This window comes from Nesterenkonia alkaliphila, assembly GCF_009758175.1.
In the GTDB taxonomy this organism is placed as follows: domain Bacteria; phylum Actinomycetota; class Actinomycetes; order Actinomycetales; family Micrococcaceae; genus Nesterenkonia; species Nesterenkonia alkaliphila.
Genome location: NZ_WRPM01000053.1, coordinates 1 through 9,044 on the forward strand (window position 1 = coordinate 1; position 9,044 = coordinate 9,044).

Annotated in this window: 8 protein-coding genes; 4 read left to right on the plus strand and 4 right to left on the minus strand. The window is 61.3% G+C overall.

The features are described from left to right. The 4 genes from GNZ21_RS07705 to GNZ21_RS07725 all read left to right on the plus strand — a co-directional run. Window positions 1–1,622 (plus strand): hypothetical protein (locus GNZ21_RS07705; RefSeq protein ID WP_232532750.1); only part of this gene is annotated, 1,622 nt, incomplete at its 5' end. Further along, window positions 1,619–4,132: an InlB B-repeat-containing protein gene (locus GNZ21_RS15685; RefSeq protein ID WP_198345989.1), complete on the plus strand. Its 2,514-nt coding sequence runs from the start codon at window positions 1,619–1,621 to the stop codon at window positions 4,130–4,132. The genes GNZ21_RS07705 and GNZ21_RS15685, both read left to right, overlap by 4 nt. 82 nt (window positions 4,133–4,214) lie before the next feature. Further along, the gene (locus GNZ21_RS07720; RefSeq protein ID WP_157323016.1) at window positions 4,215–4,928 is read left to right on the plus strand and encodes a hypothetical protein; all 714 of its coding nucleotides are present in this window, start codon (window positions 4,215–4,217) and stop codon (window positions 4,926–4,928) included. Between the two features lie 11 nt (window positions 4,929–4,939). Then, entirely contained in the window at window positions 4,940–5,557 is a 618-nt protein-coding gene (locus GNZ21_RS07725; RefSeq protein WP_157323017.1) for a PEGA domain-containing protein, read from the plus strand. A 128-nt stretch (window positions 5,558–5,685) separates the two neighbouring features. Here the strand turns inward: GNZ21_RS07725 and GNZ21_RS07730 are convergent, their stop codons facing one another. The 4 genes from GNZ21_RS07730 to GNZ21_RS07745 all read right to left on the minus strand — a co-directional run bounded on the left by GNZ21_RS07730 (window position 5,686) and on the right by GNZ21_RS07745 (window position 7,977). Next, window positions 5,686–6,222 (minus strand): GNAT family N-acetyltransferase, encoded by a 537-nt coding sequence (locus GNZ21_RS07730; protein ID WP_157323018.1) that lies wholly within the window; start codon window positions 6,220–6,222, stop codon window positions 5,686–5,688. Window positions 6,223–6,443: 221 nt separating this feature from the next. Continuing rightward, window positions 6,444–6,929 carry a hypothetical protein gene (locus GNZ21_RS07735; RefSeq protein ID WP_157323019.1) on the minus strand — a complete coding sequence of 162 codons (486 nt, stop codon included), beginning with the start codon at window positions 6,927–6,929 and terminating at the stop codon, window positions 6,444–6,446. A gap of 66 nt (window positions 6,930–6,995) precedes the next feature. Further along, the gene (locus GNZ21_RS07740) at window positions 6,996–7,649 is read right to left on the minus strand and encodes a DUF6036 family nucleotidyltransferase (RefSeq protein WP_157323020.1); all 654 of its coding nucleotides are present in this window, start codon (window positions 7,647–7,649) and stop codon (window positions 6,996–6,998) included. Next, window positions 7,639–7,977, minus strand: coding sequence for a hypothetical protein (locus GNZ21_RS07745; protein WP_157323021.1), 339 nt, complete (start codon window positions 7,975–7,977; stop codon window positions 7,639–7,641). Before GNZ21_RS07745 ends, GNZ21_RS07740 begins: the two co-directional genes overlap by 11 nt. Between the last annotated feature and the right edge of the window lie 1,067 nt (window positions 7,978–9,044).

The following is a 9,044-nucleotide window of genomic DNA, read 5'->3' on the forward strand; positions in this document are numbered from 1 at the left end:
TCTACTGGCCGTCAGTGGGCAGTTCCGTGGCCGCCTATGGGCAGTTTTTCATGGCCGCTTACATTCGGGCGGCCCAGAACCTGGCAAACCGGCATCTGATCGAGTTGGTCCTTACCTCCGAGCTTCCCGGGTTCGTCCCGCAGGTCTTTACCCCTGAGCCTTTTGACGATGAGCAGCCAGACCAGCAGGCACACCAGCACCTGATTCCCTACCCGTCACCCGATGCTTCCCCGCAGAGTGCAGCTTCTCCAGATCCGGTAGAAGAGCCAGCCCATCAGCCGGCTGCTGCCACGGAAGAGGTACCTGCTGGGGCTCTGGTGGGGAACCGGACTCAGAAAGCTATCCGCACAGAAGCACCGTCCTCGGATGAAGACGGCCCGGCCGAGCATGTTCTCGATGCTGCCCCTGGAGACCACGAAGCAGCTACGGTGCCTGAGAAGTCCCCCACGCGTCCGAACCGGCGCACCCTGATCCTTATCGGCTCAGCAGCAGCAGGATTCCTGCTGGTGATCGTTCTTGTGCTGTGGCAGACCGTAGGGGGCGATTCCACCTCATCTGCTTCGGCCCCGGAGCCAGAGGCACCCAGTGTTGAAGACCAAGCAGACTGGGCCACCAGCCTCACGGCACCCACCTCTGCTGATGAAGCCCTGGATGAGGTCTATGGCCACCAGCTTTGGGGTCTTCCAGCAGCTGAGGCCCAGACCCTCAGCTGGTTCTCCGCCGGTGTGGTCTCGGTCTATGACTCAGAGCTGCGGCTCTACGACACCCTCACCGGGGATGAGATCGCCACAGTAGAACTTGATGAGCCGATCCAGTGGACCGTCGAGCACGTCATAGCTGGCTCACCGGCGGTGGGATTCCGCACCGGGGATGAGTTCATAGCTATTGATGCAGAGGGTGAGGTCCAGTCCTGGCCCCTGAGCGAGGACGCAACTGTGGCGGTCACCGGCCAGATCCCGATCCTGACCGAGGACGAGACCCACTACGCTCTGGTCTTCGGTGAAGAAGATCCCGTGGAGCTGACTGGTAACCCAGAGCTGATCACACCGGCAGCTGATGTAGAGCACTTGATCCAGGTAGCACCAGGTTCACCCCGAGTGGTGCTCATCCCGTTTGAGTCCGAGGAATCCGAGCAAGACCTGGAGGCTGCCGATATACGGCTCATCGCACCGACACCTGAGGCAGTGTTCTCCCGTCACCTCTCAGTGGGCCACGGCCAGTCCTTGGCTCTGTGGGAGGTCGAGGGGGAGAGCTACCTGGGGGTCCATCCCCTGGACGCCGGCGAAGATGAAGCACCGGCAGCAGCCTTTGTCCCTGCCCCGAAAGAGATCACCGGATGGGAGATCGCCCGGGGTATGGGACTGGCGCTGGTCGGCCCCTACGCCTTTGACCTGAGCACTGGAGCGCTGGCCTCCTACGCCGGTGAGAACACCACATTCTCCGCTGGCTTAGGTCCAGCGGCAGTGACCGAAACGTCCGACGGCCGCCGCTTCACCGTCGAGAACGAAACCTACACAGAACAGAAGCGAATCATCGGCTACACCGGAGACGGCACCATCGTGATCCGGGAAGCAGATGGATCAGTGACCGTACTGGGCCAATCAACCGGAGGTATCTCATGAGCCCGAAGCACAAGCACACATCCTCAGCGACCCGCCGCAGTCTGACAGCAGCTGTAGTCGTCGGGCTGACGTTCCCCGCCGGACTTGCAGCAGCCCACGCAGACCAGGAAGAGGAGGGCCCTAACCAACAGATCATCCCCCTGGAGGAAAGCCCCACACAAGATCCCCAACCCGACCCCGAACCGGAGCCTGAGCTGGTGGTCGTTGAGCCTCAGGCCCCCTCCCATGACCCCGGGGCCAACCTTGTGACCGTCCCAGCAGTGGAGGGCGTGATCTACTCCTCATCTGGTGCCCTCCAGATTGGCGAGGGCGGACTGACCATCACCGCAGAGCCAGCCGAGGGCTACGTCTTCCCCGAGGAAACACAGACCAGCTGGACATTCGACTACACAGCCATAGTTCCCGAACCAGAACCAGAACCGGAACCTGAGCCAGAACCCGAGCCAGAACCGGAACCTGAGCCGGAGCCTGAGCCAGAACCGGAACCAGAGCCGGAGCCTGAGCCAGAACCCGAGCCAGAACCGGAACCAGAGCCTGAGCCGGACCCCGACCCGGAACCAGAGCCAGAGCCAGAACCCGAGCCGGAGCCAGAGCCTGAAGTGGAGCCGGAAGTGTGGTCTCAGGGAACTATCGTCCGAGCTTCAGGGCTGAATCCTGAGGAGTCCTACACCCTGGAGCTGGTAGGTGAGCTGCTTCCTGTGGGCAGTGCGAGCTTCCCTGTGGGTGAAGACGGCACCGGAGCAATGGATGTCGATGAAGAGTTCTGGAACACCGGCCCCGGCACCCATACTGCGACCATCACCGACTCTGAGGGCAACGTCGTCGGGTCCACCACTGTGGAGATCCCCTGGGACGGCGGCTACTTCGATCCTGAACTCTCTGCTGAGGGATCGGTGGTGACTATCACCGGGGGCCAGCCGGAGGCGGAGTACACCATCGCGCAGAACGGCACCCAGACCACTGTGACCACCGACGCCGAGGGCACTGCGTCTACTGATGTGGCAGAGTCGCTGGGTCTTCAGCCCGGGCAGTACACGATCTTCGCCTACGGACCCGACGAATACGCGGCCAGTGTGGAAGTCACCGTTGAGGAGCCCGAGCCTCAGCTAGAAGAAGTCACCCCTGAAGATCCTGCACACGATGCAGCCGCTAACACTGTGACTGTCCCAGAGGTTGAGGGCGTGAAGTACAGCCACGGACCTGGAGAGGTAGATGTGCCCGAGGAGGGCCTAACCATCACCGCTGAACCAGCCAAGGGCTACGTCTTCCCCGAGGACGCACAGACCGAGTGGGCATATGACTTCACCGAACCTGAACTGGTCGAGGTCTCCCCGATCAGCCCAGAGCGCGTTCCGGGTACAAACCTCGTGATCGTCCCCCTCGCCCCTGGTGTCGAATACAGCCACGGCCCAGGAGCCGTACAAATCCCCGAGGATGGACTGACCATCACCGCTGAACCGGCCGAGGGCTACGTCTTCCCCGAGGACGCCCAGACCGAGTGGCCCTACGAGCACTACAGCCCAGAGCCCGACCCGGAACCCGAGCCAGAGCCTGAGCCGGTGACGGTCTCCCCGCAGCCGCCCTACATCAGCGGCTTCAACCAGGTCACCATCCCCGAGATCGAGGGTGTGATCTACTCTCACGGACCTGGCGTTGTGGAGATCCCAGAGGGTGGACTGACCATCACCGCCGAACCGGCTGAGGGTTACCGATTCCGAGGACCGGAATACCGGGAGTGGACATTCACATTCACCCCACCGGCCCCCGACCCAGACCCCGAACCCGAGCCTGAGCCAGAACCTGAGCCCGAGCCTCAGCCCGAGCCAGAGCCAGAGCCAGAACCTGAGCCCGAGCCTCAGCCCGAGCCAGAGCCTGGCCCCGGTGATGGGGGTGGAAACGAGACTGATCCTGACCGTGGCCCCGCTGGCGGTACCGACGATGAGCAGGACGACTCAGAAGAAGAGGGTGACTCTTCGGTCGATGAGGAGTCGAACCTGGAAGCCGGCGGCTCCCAGGACGACGGTTCTTCCAGCCCTGTTGAGAACACCGGGGAGGAACTGCCTGTAGCCTCCGGGGACACCGACACCACCGTAGAGACCGGAGACCAGGCCCAGCAGCCAGAAGCCTCTGGGCTGGACGCTTCACCGGGATCTGACCCCATCGAGGCTGCACAGGGCCAGAACGAGCTGCCAGCAGCTACCGAGCCTGAAGAGTTCTCCACCCCAGGGTCTGATCCCATCGAACCTGACGAGGACGAAGAAGCTGCCTCCGAGGACCAGGAGGAAGACTCTGACGTAGACGATGCCTCTGAAAGCCCCTCCCCCCAGGAGGATGAGCAGGACGAGAGCGCATCCGAGGATGAGGCCGATGAGCCCCAAGCGGCTGAGCCCAACGAGCGGGTCTCCGCTGTCAGCTGGGTGGCCGGCGGGCTTGCCGCACTGTTCCTAGCACTTGCTGCCGGGCTGGTGTGGTTCTTCGGGTTCGCCCGGGGCCGTCAGTCCAAGAGCTAAGGCTCAATCACATGCTGGCTGGCCCCCTCTGCCACAGTCCCCTCCTGCCGGAGGGGGCCAGCCCTATCTTTGAGGAGCGACATTGACCTCAGCACTACGCATCGGCTGTCTGCCGATCCTCGCTTTCATTGGCATCTTTGGCGCCCTTGCAGCTGTTCTGTTCATCGCTGTGCTGCCTCCTGATGAAGAGGGAGATGGTGCTCCTGATTCAAGCAGTGACGACAGTGACTCGGATGAAGACAGCAGTGGTGGTTCCTCTGCCGCTGGTGTGGCTGAGGGAGAGATCGTAGAGACCGCGATGGGATTAGCCTGGGAGGACCGGGTAGCCGTTCCGTTCAGCGCCGCGCCCCGTCACGGAGAAGATGTAGCCCGTCCTGAGTATGTTGAAGCAGCTGAGGAACACGCGGACCGTAACGGAATCCCGATCAACACCGCCTACTTCACCGACTGCGGGGTCTATGTCGCCACGGTGATCCAGGCCAGCGAGGTGGACCCGGACTTCCCTGCCCGCTGCACCTGCAACATGTTCACCTACGTTCAGGATAGCTCCAAGTGGGAGACCTTTTACGTTGAGCACGAGGGGCATCTGGAACCCGGAGACATTCTGGTCCAAGACATCGGTGGCACCAACTACGGCCACATCTACTTCTACACAGGTGAGCGTGAAGACAGCGACGCTCCCGAGCGCTACCGCAGTGCTGTGGGCGCATCACTGCACACCCGTCCTCCCAGCGGTCACAGCGTCATGCTGACCATCGGTGGCCACCCCTACCTGGTCGCTCGGTTCACCGGATAAAGGAGCCCGCTATGTCTAAGCACGCCAACACCATCGTCCTGACCCTGTTCTTCCTGCTGGTAGCCGGTGTGCTCACCGTGGGCGCGTACTTCCTCTTCTTCAGGCCCTCAGCTGAATATCAGGTGCAGATCACCACCCTGCCCGAGGACGTTCTGGTCTACTTCGATAATGGAGACCCCATCGGTCACACCGACACTGCAACCTACACCCTGGAGGACTCCACCGTGACCATCCGGGTAGAGCGCCTGCACTTTGACGCCTACGAGCACACCCACCAGCTAAGTCCCGAGAGAGTCACCGAGCTGGATATCGAACTGGTGCCCAACTCCCCACTAGGTGAAGAGATTCGCATGGACGATGATTACTTCGCTGGCCAAGCCCAAGCCACCGACGATTACTGGGACGAACTGCAGAACCTGCAAGCCAACAACCCCATCTACGACCAGCTGCCCGAGGAGCAAGAACTCTTCCAGGCCTACTACGGGATCTCGCAGGAAGACAACGACATGGCAGTCCACCTAGTCCTCGACGCCGAAGACCCCGAACCCGGGCGAGAGGCGTTCAACACCTGGATGGAAGAGATCGGGGAAGACCCCGCAGACCACGAGATCATCGAACACCTGGAATAGCCGCCAGCCTAAATCCGTCTACGGACCACTTTTGAACTCGACCGCGTTCAGGGGTCAGCTCCAGTCGCTTCCGACTCCTGCCGCATCAGCCGGCGGTGCAGTCCGGCTCACGCTCAATCCGTCAGGTGTCAGCCCAAAGCAGCTTGAATCTGCGACTCTGACAACGGCCTATCGGCGGCTATCAGCCGCACAGAGTCCTGGTCGGGATTCCCGGCATCGGGGCCACGGTGTTGGACAGTGAGACCAACCTTCTCAGCCACGCGGGCTGAAGCCTTGTTGTGCTCAAGGAGAATCGCTACTACCGGTAAATCTGGGCGGAGCCCACGAGCTTCCTTTACCGCGAGAGCCGAGACTCTACTGGCAATGCCTCTTCCCTGGGCCCCGTAGTCGAGCCGATACCCCAAATTCCAATAAGCATCATGATTGATCCAGCACCCGACATTGCCCAAGACCGCTCCAGATCCGGCGTCGCGCACAATCCAGGAGGACAGCCCGTCTCGCTCCCATCTGCCGATCCACCCTTGGACCATCGATTCGGTCTGTTCCAGCTCGGTATGGCGGCCGGAGGGCAAATGAGTCCAAACCCGTGGATCGCTGTAGATGTCAAAGATGGCCGGCACGTCGTCAAGGATCGGCTTGTCGAGCCGTAGGTCATCCAGTTGCATGCCCTGAAGCCTACCTGGAGACTCTGTCCCCACCCCTGACCACTCTCGGTGGTTACCAAGATTCCAAGCATCAGCATTTCCACATCTACAGCGGGTCAAGACACGGTACCTGAAAACGCTCTAGCTCACGTTGACCATCGGCGGCATTCTCGTGGCGACAGGTCGGGGTGGGACCAACCGGAGGCACACGCATCCTTGCGTGCACTAGGGGCTGATGCAGATCAGCGGGCGCGGAAGCAGCGGATGATGCCGGCGATGCAGGCTCCGATCAGCAGTGCTGACCCCACCGGGAGCAGCCACCCCAAACCCCAGCCGAACCAGGACGAGGCCGTCCCGAGGAGGCATACGGTGGCCGCAGCTGTGGACTGGACCATCATCTGCTGGCCGACCCGGTAAGCTCGCTGGGCGTTCTCCGGCTCAATCATGTACGGGTAGTTGAGCCAGTGCGGTTTGAAGCTCAACCAGGCCATGCCCAGCACCAGCAGCATGACACCGCCGACAACCCACAGCGCGGCCTCCGAGGGATTCAGCAGGCTGAGCACAGTGGTCCCGACAGCAGTCAGTACGCTGGCCACCAGAAGGAACAGGTGCACCGGATCCATGGTGAAGTCTGGCTTGGGCCGCGGATCACCCCAGGCTTGGCGGTAGAGCCGGTCGGCCTTTGACTCCGCCTGCGTGGTACCCGTCTCGGATCGCTGGTCACTCATCTGTACGCCCTCTGCGCGGTTCTTGGTGGCACCATTATGGCCTACTGCCCATCACTGATCCACCTATCAGTGGATACCTGGACTCTGAGTTCCTGGGTTGCGCATCTGGCTGTTGATCAGATCCAGGGATGCTTGCTGCTCATTGCTTACCAACGGAGAAGAGGCAGATTCCCGCTTCCTGATATGGCTATCGACCCAGCTTATGGCATGGTCATAGTTGTCATACTGCTTCGGTGTCGTAGCCATGAGACGTTGACGCAGCAGCTTAGGGTCAACGATTTCTTCACGGACCAGTGCCCCGACGAACGCCTTGTCTTTCTGCCGATGCGCTAGCAGCTTCGCAACGCACAGGTCGTGGGGCTCAACGCAGTACCCATATGCATCTTCTGCTATCACACTTCCGGCTTTGACTCTGATCAGCCGGTCTTCCCAACCAGCTGGGAGAGTAGCTGTTCTTCTGCTCACTCCATCTACGTAGAACTGATGCTGCTCGTGAAAATCGGAATACTCGCCAATCACGTCCAGCTTTCTCGCGAGTGTGGCCGCGTCGTCGTCATTCAGCGGCATTATGTCAATTTCGTTGGAGTAAGTGGCCTCCGGCGGCAGCTCCTCTTCAGAGAAACTGCCAAGGATCGCTTGACTGCCGATAACGATAAGTTCTCGCTGCTGCACGATCTGTGCCGCTGCTCGAATCGCATGGATCAGCTGCTCACGCTTCAACGTACTTAGCCTCAGCGTAGACCTGATCGAGAGCTTTCCTGCGCTCGTCCTGGTCGACCACACCAGTGAACGGCGCAAGATTCCGCATTTCGACTGAGATTTCGTCCTCAGCAGTCAAGTACCGGCGGACCCGATTCCAGTCTCGCCTTTCGAGGCTTCGGTACCACTCTGCGACCAACTGCTTGGAAAGTCCGCCGACCTTAGGCCAGAGTTCAGCTGCCGCTTTCATGCCCAAACGACGCACACGCTCAGGATCGCGTTGCAGTTCGCGGAGCACAAGTTCGTGAACTGCGAGGCTGACATAGAATTTTCTGTCCTTGCGGATCACCCTGACCACCTCCTGGTAGTCACCATTGTATGACGCCTACTAGAAACGGCTGCTTCTGTTCCCCGGGGCCTCTTGCTGTGTGGGCAGTAGCGGAACGTGCTGGACGTTAGATCGGGTCTCGGCGTTATCCATGAGACCAGGGAGACTTACGTCTGGATCGATACCCCGCCCGGTCGCGTGGTGGCGGGTGCGGTCACTGACCGGTCACAGGGACCAGCGCTCTGCGGTCGCTGACCATCTGCGAACAGGCTGTGACCGTGCTGCTCCCCATGGGCGCTGACCGGCCTACCGGCCCCCAGGTGTCCGGTCAATTGCTCTGCGGCCAGCGTACTCTGGCCGGTCACAGCAGACTCTCCCTGTGTCCGGTTCCCGGTCTGCCGACGTGCCGGTCACCGCTTAGTTGCCTGTGTTTCCGGGGGTGACCGGGGGGGTCACGTCCGGTCCCGGCTCCTGTTGTCCGATCGGTCATTCCGCTGTGCTGTCCGGCCACTGGGCGCGGCCGTCCGGTCGTGGTGTCCGGTCAGCAGGGAGGCTGCGGCACCTGTGCCTGGGTGCTTGGGTTGTGTAGGTGGTGGGGGAAATGACCGGTCAAGAGATCTCCAATGTCCGGTCGGAACAGGTCACCCTCTGACCACCCTGACCGGTCTCTACCTCCGGTGCTGACCGAGGCCATATACTCCGGCCACCGTCCACGTACACCAGTTCTTGCCGTCCTGGTTTCTCTCCGTGCTGCCTGCCCCCGCCGGCTCCCATCCGAGGCCGGACTTATCACTTGCCGATGCACGATGCTCTCTCCCATCGTTCCTGCACTACTGTTCTCACAGACACCGCCTGTTCTGCTCCTCTTCAGCATCTACTTTCCTCACCACGAATCGAGCACCACGGCTACGCCGATGCGCTCTCTGCCCGAAGCGCCACCGCCGCTGACGCGCCGCTGATCGCTGCCGGGCTATTCCAGCGCTAAAGCGCTGATTTTTCCTGCACACCTCTGGCACCAAGGTGCAGAGCGGGCATTATCGCCGCAGAAGTTACAGGCTGTGGACGTAAAGGGAGCATCGTTCTTCTGA

What these genes read in the sequence shown, in the direction of transcription:
- GNZ21_RS15685 (WP_198345989.1), top strand. Translation starts at nt 1,619, where the DNA reads ATGAGCCCGAAGCACAAGCACACATCCTCAGCGACCCGCCGCAGTCTG.
- GNZ21_RS07725 (WP_157323017.1), top strand. Translation starts at nt 4,940, where the DNA reads ATGTCTAAGCACGCCAACACCATCGTCCTGACCCTGTTCTTCCTGCTG.
- GNZ21_RS07730 (WP_157323018.1), bottom strand. Translation starts at nt 6,222, where the DNA reads ATGCAACTGGATGACCTACGGCTCGACAAGCCGATCCTTGACGACGTG.
- GNZ21_RS07735 (WP_157323019.1), bottom strand. Translation starts at nt 6,929, where the DNA reads ATGAGTGACCAGCGATCCGAGACGGGTACCACGCAGGCGGAGTCAAAG.